Origin of the sequence: Sulfitobacter sp. PR48 (genome assembly GCF_028807335.1) — a bacterium.
Taxonomy (GTDB): Bacteria; Pseudomonadota; Alphaproteobacteria; order Rhodobacterales; family Rhodobacteraceae; genus Sulfitobacter.
Window position 1 is genome coordinate 219,671 of the sequence record NZ_JARAMM010000001.1, and the last position, 14,813, is coordinate 234,483.

At 63.8% G+C, this 14,813-nt stretch carries 17 protein-coding genes; 10 read left to right on the forward strand and 7 right to left on the reverse strand.

The window, feature by feature from the left end:
• Positions 1-53 precede the first annotated feature (53 nt).
• From PVW51_RS01060 to PVW51_RS01075, 4 genes are read right to left on the reverse strand one after another with little or no spacing between them, the layout of a single operon-like run.
• Positions 54-575 (reverse strand): DUF3035 domain-containing protein, encoded by a 522-nt coding sequence (locus PVW51_RS01060; RefSeq protein WP_269363533.1) that lies wholly within the window; start codon positions 573-575, stop codon positions 54-56.
• A 50-nt stretch (positions 576-625) separates the two neighbouring features.
• Positions 626-1,123 carry a signal peptidase II gene (gene lspA / locus PVW51_RS01065; RefSeq protein ID WP_274573258.1) on the reverse strand — a complete coding sequence of 166 codons (498 nt, stop codon included), beginning with the start codon at positions 1,121-1,123 and terminating at the stop codon, positions 626-628.
• Positions 1,124-1,136: 13 nt separating this feature from the next.
• A complete protein-coding gene (gene purH / locus PVW51_RS01070) occupies positions 1,137-2,723 on the reverse strand; it encodes a bifunctional phosphoribosylaminoimidazolecarboxamide formyltransferase/IMP cyclohydrolase (RefSeq protein ID WP_274573259.1) in 1,587 nt (528 codons plus the stop codon).
• Between the two features lie 11 nt (positions 2,724-2,734).
• Positions 2,735-4,498 carry a heparinase II/III family protein gene (locus tag PVW51_RS01075; RefSeq protein ID WP_274573260.1) on the reverse strand — a complete coding sequence of 588 codons (1,764 nt, stop codon included), beginning with the start codon at positions 4,496-4,498 and terminating at the stop codon, positions 2,735-2,737.
• Positions 4,499-4,751: 253 nt separating this feature from the next.
• Between PVW51_RS01075 and PVW51_RS01080 the strand changes: the two genes are divergently transcribed.
• A complete protein-coding gene (locus PVW51_RS01080) occupies positions 4,752-5,504 on the forward strand; it encodes a phosphate/phosphite/phosphonate ABC transporter substrate-binding protein (RefSeq protein ID WP_274573261.1) in 753 nt (250 codons plus the stop codon).
• Positions 5,505-5,780: 276 nt separating this feature from the next.
• On the opposite strand, the gene PVW51_RS01085 is transcribed toward PVW51_RS01080, so the two are convergent.
• A complete protein-coding gene (locus PVW51_RS01085) occupies positions 5,781-7,055 on the reverse strand; it encodes an RsmB/NOP family class I SAM-dependent RNA methyltransferase (protein WP_274573262.1) in 1,275 nt (424 codons plus the stop codon).
• Between the two features lie 86 nt (positions 7,056-7,141).
• Between PVW51_RS01085 and PVW51_RS01090 the strand changes: the two genes are divergently transcribed.
• Entirely contained in the window at positions 7,142-7,423 is a 282-nt protein-coding gene (locus PVW51_RS01090) for a DUF1674 domain-containing protein (RefSeq protein WP_443287260.1), read from the forward strand.
• Positions 7,424-7,472: 49 nt separating this feature from the next.
• Here the strand turns inward: PVW51_RS01090 and PVW51_RS01095 are convergent, their stop codons facing one another.
• Together PVW51_RS01095 and dapB are read right to left on the reverse strand one after the other, a co-directional pair.
• On the reverse strand, positions 7,473-7,829 hold the full coding sequence (locus tag PVW51_RS01095; RefSeq protein WP_274573263.1) for a dihydrodipicolinate reductase: 357 nt from the start codon (positions 7,827-7,829) through the stop codon (positions 7,473-7,475).
• Between the two features lie 94 nt (positions 7,830-7,923).
• Positions 7,924-8,745 carry a 4-hydroxy-tetrahydrodipicolinate reductase gene (dapB, locus tag PVW51_RS01100; protein WP_274573264.1) on the reverse strand — a complete coding sequence of 274 codons (822 nt, stop codon included), beginning with the start codon at positions 8,743-8,745 and terminating at the stop codon, positions 7,924-7,926.
• An 81-nt stretch (positions 8,746-8,826) separates the two neighbouring features.
• Between dapB and rbfA the strand changes: the two genes are divergently transcribed.
• The 8 genes from rbfA to PVW51_RS01140 all read left to right on the forward strand — a co-directional run bounded on the left by rbfA (position 8,827) and on the right by PVW51_RS01140 (position 14,695).
• On the forward strand, positions 8,827-9,255 hold the full coding sequence (rbfA, locus tag PVW51_RS01105; RefSeq protein WP_269363519.1) for a 30S ribosome-binding factor RbfA: 429 nt from the start codon (positions 8,827-8,829) through the stop codon (positions 9,253-9,255).
• A complete protein-coding gene (locus PVW51_RS01110) occupies positions 9,252-9,986 on the forward strand; it encodes a phosphodiester glycosidase family protein (RefSeq protein ID WP_269363518.1) in 735 nt (244 codons plus the stop codon). The genes rbfA and PVW51_RS01110 overlap by 4 nt, the downstream gene beginning before the upstream one ends.
• Positions 9,987-10,088: 102 nt before the next feature.
• Positions 10,089-11,012 carry a tRNA pseudouridine(55) synthase TruB gene (gene truB, locus PVW51_RS01115; protein WP_274573265.1) on the forward strand — a complete coding sequence of 308 codons (924 nt, stop codon included), beginning with the start codon at positions 10,089-10,091 and terminating at the stop codon, positions 11,010-11,012.
• Positions 11,013-11,031: 19 nt separating this feature from the next.
• Positions 11,032-11,565 (forward strand): DUF1643 domain-containing protein, encoded by a 534-nt coding sequence (locus PVW51_RS01120; protein ID WP_274573266.1) that lies wholly within the window; start codon positions 11,032-11,034, stop codon positions 11,563-11,565.
• Positions 11,566-11,665: 100 nt separating this feature from the next.
• Positions 11,666-12,637, forward strand: a complete 972-nt coding sequence (locus tag PVW51_RS01125; RefSeq protein WP_274573267.1) for a calcium-binding protein — start codon at positions 11,666-11,668, stop codon at positions 12,635-12,637.
• A 178-nt stretch (positions 12,638-12,815) separates the two neighbouring features.
• Positions 12,816-13,085, forward strand: coding sequence for a 30S ribosomal protein S15 (gene rpsO / locus PVW51_RS01130; protein ID WP_269363510.1), 270 nt, complete (start codon positions 12,816-12,818; stop codon positions 13,083-13,085).
• Between the two features lie 157 nt (positions 13,086-13,242).
• On the forward strand, positions 13,243-13,536 hold the full coding sequence (locus PVW51_RS01135) for a Dabb family protein (protein ID WP_274573268.1): 294 nt from the start codon (positions 13,243-13,245) through the stop codon (positions 13,534-13,536).
• Positions 13,537-13,573: 37 nt separating this feature from the next.
• Entirely contained in the window at positions 13,574-14,695 is a 1,122-nt protein-coding gene (locus PVW51_RS01140) for an aminodeoxychorismate synthase component I (RefSeq protein ID WP_274573269.1), read from the forward strand.
• The last annotated feature ends 118 nt before the right edge of the window (positions 14,696-14,813 follow it).

Here is a 14,813-nt window from a genome sequence, read left to right on the forward strand (position 1 = left end):
GGGCGGCCACCGTATTCAAGGCAACTCACGGATAAATGAGTTCTGGTCTGTGCTTAGCTGGGGTTGAACCGCCGTTCTTCCGGTGGAGCGGAAGGCGTGCGCGCACCGGCGCGGCGCCAGCGGGCCGCCTCGGCAGCGGCGTCCAGCGCCTGCCGTTTGTAGGCTTGCTGGTAGCGGTCCACCGGCACGATCCTGATCTGGGTGAACCGTGCCTTGCGCTTGCGGAACTGGGCATCGGTTTCAGCCAGGATGCCCCGGATACCCGGTGTCACGCCCAGGCGGCTGGCGTGGTTGACCAGGGCGCCATCGCGCCCGTCCACGCCCCCCTGCAGCGCCTGGGGGTTGCCGCCGAACGCGGCCACGCCTTCATTTCTGGCGGAACGGTCCGTCAGGTTCGCCTGCCCCGGCGTCGGCGGCGGCAGGTCCCTGTAGTTGGCGGGTTCCTGCAACGGCGCAGAGGGTGACAGCATGAATTCGTCCGGGCCCTTGGATTCTGTCCGAAGGTCACGCAATCCCTTGTTGGCACAGGCCGAGAGTGCCAGCGGGATCAGGATCATCAGAGCGATACGGCGCATGGGCGTCTCCTTTGGGTCTGCCCTTCAATATCGCAGGCAGGCAGGCAATGTCACTTAGGTTTTTTGCGCGGGCGGCGCGGGGCGGTCTTGCCGTCACCGCTGAACAGGATCAGGCCCAGGGCACCGGCAAATATGAAAATATCCGCGACGTTGAAAACAAAGGGGTTTTTGATCGTGCAGCAGGACATGTTGAGGAAATCCAGCACATAGCCATAGATCAGCCGGTCCAGCACGTTCGCCATGGCGCCACCGACCAGCAAACCACCGCTGATCTGCGCAAGCCGGGGCTGGGCGGAGCGCATCAGCCAGATTGTCACTGCCGTGCAGATCAGCAGCGCCAGGGCGATCAGGATCCAGCGGCTGGCATCTGACCCGCCGCCGAACAGCCCGAAATTGATGCCCCTGTTTTCGCCATAGCGGAAATTCAGCAGCGGCGGCAGCACGTCGATGGACCGGATGCGCGCCAGTTCCATGGTGTGAATGACCAGGTATTTGCTGATCTGGTCGATCAGAAAGGCCACCACAGTGAATAGGACGAAACTGCGCATCGGTGCCTCCTTCTCAGTGCCTGAAGTGGCGCATGCCGGTAAAGACCATGGCGAGCCCGGCTTCGTCTGCCGCGGCAATCACTTCGTCGTCGCGCATCGACCCGCCGGGCTGGATCAGGGCGGTTGCCCCGGCCTCTGCTGCCGTGATCAGACCGTCGGCGAAGGGAAAGAACGCATCCGAGGCCACGACCGAACCCTGTGTCAGCGGTGCGGAGAGGCCCATCGCCTCTGCCATGTCCTGCGCCTTGCGCGCGGCGATGCGGGTACTGTCCACCCGGCTCATCTGGCCCGCGCCGACGCCCACGGTCGCGCCGTCCTTCACGTAGATGATGGCGTTGGACTTGACGTGTTTGGCCACGGTCCAGGCAAAGAGCAGGTCGTTCAGTTCCTGCTCGGAAGGCTGGCGCTTGGTCACCACCTTCAGGTCGTCACGGGTGATCCGGCCCACGTCCTTGTCCTGTACCAGATAGCCGCCCGACACCTGCCGCACCGCCAGCGCCGCCGCGTCGCGCGGGGCAAGGCCCGAGGTGGTGAGCAGGCGCAGGTTCTTCTTCTTGCCGAAAATGCGCATGGCATCGGCATCGGCCCCGGGGGCGATGACCACTTCCGTGAAAATGCCGCTGATGGCTTCCGCGGTTTCGCCGTCGAGCGGCTGGTTAAGCGCGATGATGCCGCCAAAGGCCGAGGTGCGGTCGCAGTCGAAGGCACGGGTATAGGCATCGACCATGGTCTTGCCCGTCGCCACGCCGCAGGGGTTGGCATGTTTGATGATGGCGCAGGCCGGGCCCTGTGCCGGGTCGAATTCGCTGACCAGTTCAAAGGCCGCATCGGTGTCGTTGATGTTGTTGTAGCTCAGTTCCTTGCCCTGATGCTGCTGTGCCGTCGCCACGCCCGGACGGTCGGAGCCATCGGTATAGAAGGCGGCGTTCTGATGCGGGTTTTCGCCGTAGCGCAGGGTCTGGGCCAGGGTGCCGCCGAATGTCCGGCGGCGCGGCGTTTCGCCGATCTGCGCGGCCATCCAGGTGCTGACGGCGGTGTCATAGGCCGCCGTGCGGGCATAGGCGGTCTGCGCCAGGCGCTGCCGCAGGGCATAGGTGGTCTGGCCGTCATTGGCCTCAAGCTCTGCGATGAGGGCGGCGTAGTCTTCGGTATCCACGACGACATTGACGAAACCGTGGTTCTTGGCCGCAGAGCGGATCATGGCGGGACCGCCGATGTCGATGTTCTCGATCACCTCGTCATAGGCCGCACCCTTGGCCACGGTTGCCTCGAAGGGGTAGAGGTTGACCACCACCAGGTCGATGCCGCCGATGTTGTGTTCGTTCATCGACGCAACATGCGTGTCATTGTCGCGCAGCGCCAGCAGGCCGCCGTGGACCACCGGGTGCAGCGTCTTGACGCGGCCATCCATCATTTCGGGAAAGCCTGTCACCTCTGCCACGTCCCTGACCGTGAGCCCCGCGTCGCGCAGCGCCGATGCGGTGCCCCCCGTGGACAACAGCTCGACCCCCTGCGCGGCCAATGCCTGGCCAAGTTCGACCAGGCCGGTCTTGTCGGATACGGAAAGGAGGGCGCGTTTCACGGGGTAGAGATCAGGCATTTGGCAGGGTCCTATTGTTCGTCCGGTTCGGTGTTGTCAGCCAATGGGTCGTCCATCGAAAGATCACGGACGCCAATCGCAGTTTCCTGCGCCTTGGACAAGGACCACCTGACCCGGGTGGCATATGTAAATGCCATGCCGGACAGCACGATCTGCTGTGCGGCGCGAGGTTTGAGACGTGTGGTCTCAAGATAGGCACCCGGTTCCAGCGAGAGGTTATGGGTGCCGTCATGGCGGAACACCCAGATTTCACCGCTTTTCAGGGCCATCGACACCGCCGCGCCGCCAAGATCAAGCGTCGCGTCCACATCCGGGTGCAGATGGAAGCGGATGTCAAAGCGCAGGCCCTTGAGCCCGGCAAGGTCCAGCGCTTTGTCAAAGCGCCGTTTCTCGATGTCCTCCAGCGCCAGCAGCATGTCCTCGCCCGCGAGACCCCGGCCATCCAGCGTCAGTTCCAGGGTGCGGGCAAGGGTCAGCCCATGCGAGCGCACATAGCCGTTGTGCCCGCCCTGAAAGCGGATGCCGTCGCCTGCGGAACTCATTTCAACCGGCACATGGGTCGGCCCGTCGATCAGGGCCTCGCGCCCGGTGTGGCGGTCCGGCTCGGACAGGCGGGCGCTGGAATATCCGCCGAGACAGAGCGCCGAATGCGACGGGGTCGCCCGCCCGGCACGGCGCCATTCCAACCCGAAGGAAGCCCCCGATCCGCAGTTGACCACCAGCGGGCGGCGGCCGGAGGTCAGTTCGAAGGCGAGGGTCGATGCATGGGCATTGCCGGAGGCGGCACCGCTGGGCGGGACAGCGGCATCAATCACCACAGAGGTGCGCCCGCCCGACAGCCTTGCATAGCCCATCGACAGGCCCTCTGACGGAGAGGTTCGAACCCTGGCCGCGGCAAGGGCGTGGTCCAGCCAGCCCTCCAGCCCGCGCCCGCCGCCGTGGAACCGGGCCAGACCGCCATCGGCGTGGCGCAGGGACCGCAGGGTGGGTGCAATTCGGGAAATCGCGGCCAGATGATCCTTGGGCGTGCTGCGGCCCGCGTCGCTGAGCGCAGCGGCGGCCCATGTCAGCAGGGTGAAAACGGCAAGCAGCTCTTCCGGATTGCGGGTGGGCAACCCGCCTTCGGCGTCGATCTGGGTGCGGCATTCGCGCGCCAGGGCCTTGATCGCGGGGTCGGCCAGCGCTTCCTGACCTTCAAGTGCAAGGCCCGCATAGATCAGACCGGTCAGCGCCTCGAACCTCGGCAGGCCGGGGGCGGCACCATGCCAGCGGCGGGACAGGAACCGGGTCTGCTGCTCAAGCGAGCGGTAGAAGGCCCTGCTCTGATCGGATTCCTGCCCGCGCAGGCAGAACAGCGCGTGGTTGATCCAGCGGATCAGCCGCCTGCCGGTCAGGTCCGGTGTCCAGCCGGGACCGCGCCCCTTGCCGTAAAGTCCGATCCAGTCCCACAGCCAGCGCTGCGCGACCTGCCGCGCGGGACCGTCGCCCACGGCCGCCAGATCGTCGAGCCAGGCAAAGCCCTGCAGGTCGGCGGCATAGGCCGCATCCGGCACCTCAAGCTGCCACAGGGTGCGGTCCGGCGCGTTGATCAGGGTGCCCGCGAAAAGGTAATTGCCGGCGATCAGCTGCCGCCCGCGGGCATAGGAGCCGATGGTGCGTGGTTCGGGCGAAGAGACAAACCCCTTGACCTGCGCAGGCGTGCGGGTTGCGGCACGGGCGTGCCACCGGTTGAGAAACCGCTCTTTCCGTGCGGTCAGGCCGGGGATGTTGAACATGATTTGCTGCCCTTGACGCTCTGCTGGCGTTTGCGGGAAGCATAGCGGCTGACCCGGCGGGTGTCACCGCTTTTTGGCAGGGCGTCGCGGGATCGGCGCGATAAAGCGTTTCGGGGAAGGGTTGGAGCACAAGGATCGCAAATGTCCCGAGAACGCGAAACGTGGCAAGGTATTTGCGATTCAACCTTTTCCCGAAACGCTCTTGGTCACAATTGGGCTGTTGCAGGGGCGACGACGGGGTTAACCTGCCAACATGATCGCCAGCCTGATGATGTATGCCAGACCTGAAACCGATGCCGCGCTGGAGCGGTACTGGGCGCATATCCGCGCCGCACTGGCCGGGCGCGGGATTGACGCACCGGTCGCGCTGTCCAACAGCGCCGATGCCTTTGCGGTCTGGACCGACCCTGAACTGGTGCTGAGCCAGACCTGCGGCATGCCCTACCGGACGCAGCTGCATGACAAGGTGACCCTGGTCGGCACGCCGGATTTCGGCGTCACGGGGTGCCCGCCGGGGTATTACCGCAGTGCCATCGTGGTGCGCGCCGGGGATGACCGCGCTGCGCTGGCCGACTTTGCCAGTGCGAGGTTCATCTACAATCAGACCCTGTCGCAATCCGGCTTTGCCGCGATACATGCCGCTGCGCGCACGGCAGGTTTCTGGTTTCAGGACCGCAGCCAGAGCCATGGGCATGTGAATTCCGCCAGGGCCGTGGCTGAAGGCCGTGCCGATATTGCGGCGCTTGACGCGGTGACCTGGCGGCTGATCCGGCAATTTGAGCCCTGTGCAACGCAGTTGCGGGTGCTGGCGTGGACAGAGCCGACGCCCGGCCTGCCCTATATCACCGCGCGCGGCAGGGACGGTTCTGCCATATTCGATGCAGTGGCCGAGGCGATGGCGGCGCTGTCAGAGCCGGACCGCGCGGCGCTGGGGCTGAAAGGGATGGTTGCGATCCCTTCACGGGATTACCTGGCTGTCCCCAACCCGCCGCCTGCCGACGTTTGACGCCTGCTGCGGCGCGGTCGCCGCAATGGGTGTTTCCGGGCCGGGTGCTCCTCTTAACTTTCCGTAAATTATGACATGTCATTTTTGACATGTCATCATTTGCAGGGCGGTGTAGGGCAGAGCCTGTCGTCGCTCACAGGGCGGTGTGGGCAAAGATGCACAGGGCGGCACAGACGGCCGATCCGGCGCGATCAGGCTGACGCGGCCAGTCCGGATGTAGTCTGCGCATTTTGGGACGGGATCGTCAGGACCGCAGCAGTTTTCCTTGATCCGCCATCAGCCGCCCTTGCGCAGGCAGACGATATAAAAACCATCCATCCCGCCCCGGTCCGCCCAGAAATCCGGGCGCAGCCGCAGGCCGCCCTCCGAGGTGACCCAATCCGCTTCAACCCCCGGCACCATCAGCGCCTCGCGATCAACCACCATGTCGCCATGCCGTTCCAGCGCCTCGTCGACCTGGACCTCCCCCTCGTCAGGCAAGAGGCTGCAGGTGCAGAACACCAGCCGCCCGCCGGGTTTCAGCAGGGACCAGGCGTGGTCCAGCAGCTCCGCCTGCAATTCGATCAGATCGCCAAATTCCGATCCGTCCTTGGCATAGGGCAGATCCGGGTGCCGCCGCAGCGTGCCGGTGGCGGAACAGGGCGCATCCAGCAGAATCGCATCAAAGGAGCCGGTGACGGCGCGGGCGTCCCCGGTCTGCAGTTCGGCCTGCAATCCCGTGCGGGTCAGGTTTTCGCGCAGCCGCGCCATGCGGGTGGCAGAGGAATCGACGGCAGTCACCGCCGCGCCTGCGGCAGCCAGTTGCATGGTCTTGCCCCCCGGTGCCGCACAGAGATCCAGCACCTGTTCGCCTGTTTTGGGCGCAAGGATGCGGACGGGCAGTGCCGCTGCGGCATCCTGCACCCACCAGTCGCCCGCCGCGAATCCCGGCATGGCTGAGACCTGGCCCGCTTCCGCCACCCGCACGGAACCTGTGGGCAACAGCACCCCACCGGTCGCCTCTGCCAGCAGCTGCGGATCGCCCTTGGCCGTCAGGTCGAGGGGGGCACCGGCGAAATGCGCCACTTCCATCGCGGCAATCGCCTCCGGGCCCCAGGCTTCGGTCAGCGGGCCACGCAGCCATTTCGGCAGCCGCGGCGCCCGCAGCACGCCCCAGGCGTCAGGCCCTTCGGCAGCGATCTTGCGCAGGACGGCGTTGGTCAGCCCCTTGAGGTGGCTCAATGTCCGGTGTTGCGAGACGAGGGTCACCATGGCGTTCACCACCCCATGTGCCGCGCCGCCCTGGCAGAGTTCGACAGTGCCGACCCGCAGCACATTGCGCACCGTGAGGGGCGGAGATTTCTTGACATGCTTTTGCAGCAACCGGTCGGCGCGCTCCATGCCCCGCAGGGTTTCCTGGGCCAGCCGCTGGGCGCGGGCGCGGTCGTCGGGCGGCAGTTTGTCCAGCGCCCCCCCTGCGAGCAGTTCCGACATCAGGCGCGGTTCTTCCCCCAGGATCTGGTCCAGAAGATATACAGCGCTTCTGCGCGCCTGTACGCCTGTGTCTGCCATGCCGTCGCCTTTTCTGGTCGGGGGCCGGGGTTGCCCTGCCCATGAGGCGGCGTATATCAAAGGCGGCAGCCGCTCAAGAGGATCACATGACAGAGCCCGCCGACCTGCGGAACCCCACACCGGCCCCAAAGCCGATCCCGGACACGCCGAACGATCCGGTCCCGACACCGGGCCCCGATCTGCCGCCGCAACCGGATCCGGCCCCCAAACCCATTCCCCCCGCCGCCCAGCGCGCCCTGGACGAGGCCGCCGCACGCCGGAAGGCCGCCGAAGCACTGGATCTGCCGCCCGAGCTGGGTGGCAGGGAGGGCCCAGAGCCGGTCAGATATGGCGATTGGGAAAAAAAGGGTATCGCGGTGGATTTTTGAGGGTCAGGCTTTTCAAGGGCCAGACCATTCAAGGATCTGGCCCTGCCGCCTAGCGGAGGCTGAAGTCTGCTGATTCCCCGGTGCCACGGTCAGAGGTGATGCGGACATTCGCCCCGTCCACCTTCACTTCCTGACAATTGTAGCCAAGATCGTCGCCGCCCCATTCAAGGCTGCGGCACAGATATTCACCTTTCCACTGCCATTGACCGGTCACGGCCCAGGCCGCGCCCCTGCCGGCGATCTGGCCGTCCGGCAGCACCTGGATCTTGACCAGCGGCCGGGTCAGGGTCTTGCCGCCGACAAGCGCGATGAAATCGCTGCGGGTGGTGACTTTCTGGAAATCGGCAAATGCGGGAGCGGCCATTGTGACAAGGACCGCGGACAATGCAGGTGCAAAGGGTCTCATTTGTACTCTCCTCATGGCATGATTTGGTACAACCACGCCGAAAGGCCAGGTGAAGTTTCACCCCCGATGAGAAGTCGCGCAGAAAGCCGCCGGGTCAGCGGGCGTCGTTCAGGCCCAGAACATCCAGCATGTCATATGCCCCCGGCGCTTTGCCAAGACCCCAAAGCGCTGCCTTGAGCGCACCGCGGGCAAAGACGGAACGGTCGGATGCCACATGGCGCAGGATGATGCGTTCGCCTTCGGCGGCAAACATAACGTCATGTTCGCCCACGATGTCACCGCCCCGGATCGCGGCAAAGCCGATGTCGCCGCGTCGGCGCGCCCCGGTGATGCCGTCGCGCGCCCGGTCGGAGACCTCTGCCAGCTTCACGCCGCGCCCCTCTGCAGCGGCCTCGCCCAGCATCAGGGCCGTGCCGGAGGGCGCATCGACCTTCTTGTTGTGATGCGCCTCGATGATCTCGATATCGTAATCGGCGTCCAGCGCCGCCGCGACGCGTTTGGTCAGCTGCGTCAACAGGTTGACCCCAAGGCTCATGTTGCCGGCCCGGACGATGACCGTCTTTTCCGCAGCGGGCGCAAGCTGTGCGATTTCGGCCTCGGTCATGCCGGTGGTGCCGATCACATGCACCGTGCCCGCCGCAGCGGCGATGGCCGAAAAGGCCAGTGTGGCGGCAGGCGCGGTAAAGTCGATCACCACATCGGCAGCCGAAATCGCCGCCTGTGCGTCATCGCTGACCGTCACGCCGATGGCAGCACCGCCCATGGCCAGGCCGATGTCCTGTCCGACCCAGGCATGCCCGGGCCGTTCGACCGCCCCCACCAGCGCCAGCTTTTCTGACGCCTGCACCTGTGCGATCAACATCTGCCCCATGCGCCCGGAGGCGCCGGTAATTGTGACCCCGGGAAGTTTTGCCATGATCTGCGCTCCTTTGCTCAGGCCGGTTTAGCCTGCATTCGCCGCCTTGGCAAAAGCCTTGCAACGTCTTAGATGGAGGGCATGTCCAGAAACAAGAGTCACGAGGGCGCAGGCCCGTCACAACGCCAATTGCGGGTCGGTGAAACCATTCGCCGGGCGCTGTCCGAGGTATTGGCGCGCGGCGATGTGCACGATACCGACCTCAACCGCATGTCGGTCACGGTGGGCGAGGTCAGAACCTCTCCCGATCTGAAGATTGCCACGGCCTATGTGCTGCCGCTGGGCGGCGAAGGTCAGGACGAGCTGATCAAGCTGCTGGCCCGCAACAAGGGCGAGCTGCGCAGGCAGGTGGCCAAGAAACTGACGCTGAAGTTCGCCCCCGAACTGCGGTTTCGCCTGGACGAGACCTTTGACCAGATGGACGAGACCCGCCGCATGCTGAACCAGGAAGCGGTGCGCCGTGACGCCGATGCACCCGGCGATGCGCCCGGCCCGGACAGTGACGGATGAGATTGCTCCTGTGGCTTGGCCTGATGCTTGTGGCAGGCACTGCCCAGGCAACGGACTGCCGCAAGGAAAGCTATGGCGGGAATAAATATTCCATCTGCGAAGTGGACCTGACCAAAGAGCGGCTGGAGCTGTTCCTGACGGATGAGACCGGCAGCACCTACGGACATTTCGGAAACGTGGAAAAGGCCCTTGCTGCCAGAGGGCTTCACCTTGGCTTTGCAATGAATGCGGGCATGTACCACGAGAACCGCGCGCCGGTTGGCTATTACCTTGAGAATGGCCGCCAGCTGCAGGAGGTGATCAGCACCGATGGCCCCGGCAATTTCGGCCTGCTGCCGAACGGAATCTTCTGCATCCGCGACACCCGTGCCGACGTCATGGAAACAACCGCCTTTCTCAAGGCCAGACCCGCCTGCCGGTCCGCGACCCAATCGGGTCCGATGCTGGTCATCGACGGCAAGCTGCATCCGCGTTTCCTGAAGAACAGCACGTCGCGCTATATCCGCAATGGCGTCGGCACCACGGCCGATGGCACGCGGGCAATCTTTGTGATTTCGGACAATACCGTCACCTTTCATGAATTCGGCACGTTTTTCCGGGACCGTCTGGGCCTGCCGAATGCGCTTTATTTCGATGGCAATGTATCGCGCCTGCGCGCGCCTGGTCTGGGCCGCGATGATGCGGGCTTTACCACGATCGGGCCCATCGTCGGCGTGGTCGAATCAGACTGAGCATCTGTACTGACGGGCGCCGCGGTGCCGGGGCGCAGATATCTGCTGGGCAGCGGTGGCAGCTGTCTGTATAGGCTCGCACGCGAAACAGAAGGGTGAGACATGGCGCGCAAACGCAAGGGCAGAGATATTTCCGGCTGGTTGGTCGTGGACAAACCGGCAGGTCCCACGTCGACCGCCGTTGTGAACAAGGTCCGCTGGGCGCTGGACGCAAGGAAGGCCGGGCACGCCGGTACGCTGGACCCGGAAGCCACGGGCGTGCTGGCGATTGCGCTGGGGGAAGCGACCAAGACGGTTCCCTATATTACCGACGCGCTCAAGGCCTATGAGTTCACCGTCCGGCTGGGCATCGCCACGAACACAGATGACGCCGAGGGCGAAGAGTTGGGCAGATCCGATCTGCGCCCCGATGACGAGGCGATCAAGGCGGCGCTGGCGGATTTTATCGGCGACATCCAACAGGTGCCGCCGCAGTTTTCCGCCGTCAAGATCGACGGGCAACGCGCCTACAAGCGCGCGCGGGACGGCGAAGAGATGGAACTGGCGGCGCGGCCCCTGTTTGTGGAAAGCCTGTTGCTGACCGACCGGCCCGATGCCGATCATGTCACGCTAGAAATGGTTTGCGGCAAGGGCGGATACGTGCGGTCGATTGCCCGTGACCTGGGACAGAAACTGGGCTGTCTCGGCCATGTCCGCGATCTGCGCCGGATCTGGTCCGGGCCCTTTGATGTGGCGGACGGTCTGTCCCTGGACCAGATTACCGAAATGGCGCGCACGCCGGAGCTGGACCAGCACCTGCAACCGCTTGAGATCGGGCTGGACGACCTGCCCGAGGTCAAGGCCACCGCCGAGGGCGCCACCCGGCTGCGCAATGGCAATCCCGGCATGGTGATCGCGTCAGGCGTCGAATACGGCGATGAATGCTGGGCCTCTTTCGAGGGTCGGGCGGTTGCCGTGGGCCGGTTCAAGGCGGGCGAGCTGCACCCCTCGCGGGTGTTCAACCTGTCGCAGGACGGCGATGCGTAGGGCAAGCTGACAGGCAGGCATGATCACCCGCAGCCATACCAAGGGCGACGCCCCCTCCACCGCGGTCTATTCCGACTGCGAGGCCTATCGCTACAGCCTGACGCGGGTCTGGGATGCGGCGGCCCTGAAGGTGATGTTCGTGATGCTGAACCCCTCCACGGCGACAGAAGTGCAGAACGATCCGACGGTGGAGCGCTGCGAGCGGCGCGCGCGGCACCTGGGCTATGGCGGGTTTCGGGTGACCAACATCTTTGCCTGGCGCGCCACCGACCCGCGGGACATGCGTGCGGCGGATGATCCGGTGGGGCCGGAAAACGATTCGATGCTGGCCGAGGGCATGGTCTGGGCCGATCATGTCATCGCGGCATGGGGTGTCCACGGGGCACATCTGGACCGGGGGCCGCAGGTGGCACGGATGCTCGGCGCCGGTGCCGTGCCCCTGTTTCACCTGGGCCTGTCCAAGGCCGGGCACCCGCGCCATCCGCTCTACCTGCCCTATGCCCGGCAACCCGAGGAATGGCGTTGGAGTGCCGGGGCGATAGCGTCGCATTAACCAACTTTCCGGTTTGCTTTTGACCCGCTGGCCGTTCTCCCGGATGATCTCAGGGGGGTGGTGCGCGTTGCACCATCCCCTGATTTGATGGTGTGTGCCGATGATGTTTCTTGCGGGTTTGATGGGTTTGATGGCGGTCAGCGCGGTTGTTTACGTGGACATCGGCGCCCGGGATTCCGATACCGACGAGGATATCCTGTCGGAGACAGGTGGGAACGATATCCTTTCGCAGACGGGTGGAGACGATATCCTGTCCGGAACGGAGGGTGCCGATACGCTGATCGGCGGCGATGGCGGCGACCAGATCGGCGGATACGGCGGCGACGATATCCTCGACGGGGGCGCAGGCAATGACGATCTGCACGGCGCGGGCGGTAACGACACGCTGGAGGGGGGCATCGGCGATGACACGCTGCATGGCGAAGACGGCGATGACGACCTTTTCGGCGGCGCTGCGGATGACCAGCTTGCCGGACACAACGATGATGACGTGATCCATGGCAACGCAGGCAATGACAGCCTGCAAGGCTCTGCCGGCGATGACCGGCTGTTCGGCGGGGCGGGTGACGATGCGCTGATGGGGGGCCTGGATGACGATGCCCTGCATGGCGGTGCGGGCAGTGATACCCTGTTTGGCGGCTGGGGCGACGACACACTTTCGGGCATTGCGGATGGCACCCTGGCGCCGGGAACCGGCGACAGCGATGACGGTGACTATCTGAACGGTGGCGGCGGTGATGACCTGATTGTCGCCGGTCAGGGCGATATCGTCACCGCCGGAGAGGGGGCGGACCAGATCGTTCTGGGCGACTGGATCGGAAGCGGCGGGCCGGCGGAGGTGCTGGATTTCGAACCGCAGGAGGATTCGCTGCTGTTTGTCTGGGACGACAGCGGTGACGGGGCAGAGGAACCGCAGATTTCCGTGGTCCGGAACCCGGAGGATGAAAGCCAGCTTCAGATCGTCATGGGCAGCCAGGTGATGGCGACATTGCAGGGCAACAGCCTGCTGGAGGCCGCCGATATCTCGCTGATCCCGCAGAGCACCGCGCAGGGTCTGGGGTTCCTTGGTTAGGGACGGACAGCCCCAACAGAGCAGCCAGCGAATAACCCTTTGCCAAAGCCCGGGGATTTTCATATACGCCCCCATCGGCCCCGAATCTGATTCAGGGTCGAATTCTCCATGGGCCTGTGCTGGACGACATCCCGGCCTGCGCCATTCCGATTAACCCTTTCTCAAGAAGGAGTCCCCGATGTCGATTACTGCAGAAGAAAAGACACGCCTGATCAAGGAATTCGGTACTTCGGAAGGCGACACAGGTTCGCCCGAAGTACAGGTTGCCGTGCTCAGCTCGCGTATTGCAACGCTGACAGAGCACTTCAAGACCCACAAGAAAGACAACCACGGCCGCCGTGGTCTGCTCAAGATGGTGGCAACACGCCGCAAACTTCTGGACTATGTCAAAAGCAAGGATGAGGCCCGTTACCAGGACCTGATCCAACGTCTGGGCCTGCGCCGCTAAGCCTGACCGCTTTACAAAAAGACAAGGCCGCGCTCTGGAAGCAGGGGGCGGCTTTTTCATGTCTGGCAGGCATTCTCAATCGCGGCATTGATCAGACCGATTGAATATGATTAGCACCCCGGATGCGATCCGCACCAGACCACATGCAGGCCCAAAAATGACATCCAGACCAGCGATCCGCCACATCGTTTTCTTCAGCGCAAAAGAAAAATCGGATATTCCCGCCATCGTGACCGGGCTGAAAATGCTTGGCGATATTCCCCATAGCCAGTTTTTTGAGGTCCGGGAGAACATCCAGAACGACGCATTGTCCGGCGAGGTTGACGTCATTGTCTATGCCGAGTTCGAAAGCGTCGAAAAGCTGACGGCCTATAAAGCGGACCCGATCTACCAGGAATCGATCAGGGTTGTCAGACCGCTTCGCGATATGCGCATTGCCGCCGACTTTTGACCCAATTGCGGTTCAGCACCTGCATCAAAGATAACAAATGAAAAACGCACGCGTTGTCTTTGACCACGGCCCACTTCCGGACGGCACCCTGTTTGACGCGCCCCGTCACATCATCATCGCAGACCAGCCGTCAGATGTGCCCGCGGCACTGGCCGCGCTTGAGGATGCGCAGGCCGGGGGCCATTGGCTCGCGGGCTACGCCAGTTATGAACTGGGCTATCTTTTGTCGCCAAAACTGCGGGATTTTCTGCCAACCCGCCGCCAAACGCCGCTTTTGCAATTCGGGGTTTTCGATGCGCCACAGCCAAGCCGGCTAGCAGCGGCAAAGGCCCCTGCGACGCTGAGCATCCCGGCACCGGACTGGCAGCGCGACGATTATGTCGCGGCCTTCGACAAGGTGCATGATTTCATCTGCCGGGGTGACATTTATCAGGCCAATCTGACTTTTCCGATGACCGCGCAGCGGACCGGCACGATTGACGGGCTCTACGCGGCTTTGCGCGCGAAACAAGCGGCGCCATTTGGCGCATTGGTTGATCTGGGCGGTCCTGTCCTGCTGTCGCGTTCTCCGGAGCTTTTCTTTCATCTTGATCCACACGGGAAAATGACCGCCCGCCCCATGAAAGGCACGGCACCGCGCGGCGCATCGCCGGGTGCGGACGAAAAGCAGAAGGACTGGCTTCGCTCTTCAGAGAAAAACCAGGCCGAAAACCTGATGATCGTCGACCTTCTGCGCAATGACATGAGCCGTATTTCGCAAATTGGCACTGTAGAAGTGCCCAGGCTTTTTGCCATCGAAACCTATCATACGCTGCACCAGATGACCTCTACCATCACCGCGCAGATCAGATCGGGCACAACCATATCGGAAATTTTCGAAGCGCTGTTTCCCTGTGGTTCCATCACGGGCGCACCAAAAATCCGTGCGATGCAGATACTTGCCACGCTCGAACCGAAGGCGCGGGACGCCTATTGCGGTGCCATCGGGTGGATCGCCCCGGATGGTGCGATGTCTTTTGGCGTCGCAATCCGCACGTTGATCTGTGGCCCCGACAATCGCGTCACGCTGAATGTTGGCGGCGGGGTCGTCTATGACAGCACCGCAGATGACGAATACGCCGAAGCCTTGCTGAAGGCACGCTTTGCCGTGCTCGGATAGGCTCCGTAGCCGGTGTCCAGCGCATTGATCCTAAAGCGCGGAGAGAACTTCAGATTCTGTCCGGGTGGCCAGAACTCATTGATCCAATGCCTTCCCATCCCCTTTGAAACACTGTATG

Bases quoted from the DNA above. Each gene is read 5' to 3' on its own strand.
- truB (WP_274573265.1), top strand. From the start codon at position 10,089: ATGGCGCGCAAACGCAAGGGCAGAGATATTTCCGGCTGGTTGGTCGTG.
- PVW51_RS01060 (WP_269363533.1), bottom strand. From the start codon at position 575: ATGCGCCGTATCGCTCTGATGATCCTGATCCCGCTGGCACTCTCGGCC.
- purH (WP_274573259.1), bottom strand. From the start codon at position 2,723: ATGCCTGATCTCTACCCCGTGAAACGCGCCCTCCTTTCCGTATCCGAC.
- PVW51_RS01075 (WP_274573260.1), bottom strand. From the start codon at position 4,498: ATGTTCAACATCCCCGGCCTGACCGCACGGAAAGAGCGGTTTCTCAAC.
- PVW51_RS01080 (WP_274573261.1), top strand. From the start codon at position 4,752: ATGATCGCCAGCCTGATGATGTATGCCAGACCTGAAACCGATGCCGCG.
- lspA (WP_274573258.1), bottom strand. From the start codon at position 1,123: ATGCGCAGTTTCGTCCTATTCACTGTGGTGGCCTTTCTGATCGACCAG.
- PVW51_RS01090 (WP_443287260.1), top strand. From the start codon at position 7,142: ATGACAGAGCCCGCCGACCTGCGGAACCCCACACCGGCCCCAAAGCCG.
- PVW51_RS01125 (WP_274573267.1), top strand. From the start codon at position 11,666: ATGATGTTTCTTGCGGGTTTGATGGGTTTGATGGCGGTCAGCGCGGTT.
- dapB (WP_274573264.1), bottom strand. From the start codon at position 8,745: ATGGCAAAACTTCCCGGGGTCACAATTACCGGCGCCTCCGGGCGCATG.
- PVW51_RS01120 (WP_274573266.1), top strand. From the start codon at position 11,032: ATGATCACCCGCAGCCATACCAAGGGCGACGCCCCCTCCACCGCGGTC.
- PVW51_RS01095 (WP_274573263.1), bottom strand. From the start codon at position 7,829: ATGAGACCCTTTGCACCTGCATTGTCCGCGGTCCTTGTCACAATGGCC.
- PVW51_RS01135 (WP_274573268.1), top strand. From the start codon at position 13,243: ATGACATCCAGACCAGCGATCCGCCACATCGTTTTCTTCAGCGCAAAA.
- PVW51_RS01085 (WP_274573262.1), bottom strand. From the start codon at position 7,055: ATGGCAGACACAGGCGTACAGGCGCGCAGAAGCGCTGTATATCTTCTG.
- PVW51_RS01140 (WP_274573269.1), top strand. From the start codon at position 13,574: ATGAAAAACGCACGCGTTGTCTTTGACCACGGCCCACTTCCGGACGGC.
- rbfA (WP_269363519.1), top strand. From the start codon at position 8,827: ATGTCCAGAAACAAGAGTCACGAGGGCGCAGGCCCGTCACAACGCCAA.
- rpsO (WP_269363510.1), top strand. From the start codon at position 12,816: ATGTCGATTACTGCAGAAGAAAAGACACGCCTGATCAAGGAATTCGGT.
- PVW51_RS01110 (WP_269363518.1), top strand. From the start codon at position 9,252: ATGAGATTGCTCCTGTGGCTTGGCCTGATGCTTGTGGCAGGCACTGCC.